At 48.8% G+C, this 426-nt stretch carries 1 protein-coding gene; it reads left to right on the top strand.

Annotated elements, in window-relative coordinates; all coding sequences use genetic code 11:
* Nucleotides 1–43: 43 nt before the first annotated feature.
* The coding region (locus ELS82_RS28045; protein WP_208733338.1) for a hypothetical protein at nucleotides 44–426 on the top strand (383 nt) is incomplete at its 3' end.

Below are 426 nucleotides of genomic sequence, written 5' to 3'. Positions count from 1 at the left end.
TCCTTCCTTCCTTTGCAGCCGACCCTCTCTTTACTTTCTCTACATGGATTCTACTGCTGCCGCTGGCTTCTCCCTCTCCACAGGTGGTGCAACACAGCCGGCCAACCCTCCCCAAGCTGCTGCCGCTGGTGCCCTTTCTTCTCCACAGCAGCCTCCACTTGCAGAGCTTGTCTCTGATTCTTCCTCCCAAGTCTCTGCCGTTCCTTTACCTCTCATGGGAACTCACACTACAGCTATTGTTCCTTTAGCGAACACTCACCAAGTTGTTTCGCTAAAACTTACAAACACAAATTATCTCTATTGGAGAATGCCATATCTCCTTGGTCAAGGTGTTTTTCACTTCGTTGATAGCTTAGTGTCGTGTCCTCCATCTCATATTTTTGACAGCTCTGCTGGTTCTTCCTCTACCATCAGCCCTTCTTTTCT

The sequence above is a fragment of the Vibrio ouci genome (assembly GCF_004551525.1).
GTDB classification, from domain to species: Bacteria; Pseudomonadota; Gammaproteobacteria; order Enterobacterales; family Vibrionaceae; genus Vibrio; species Vibrio ouci.
Note: the sequence above shows the minus strand (reverse complement) of the source record. Positions and strands in the feature narration are given on the sequence as shown.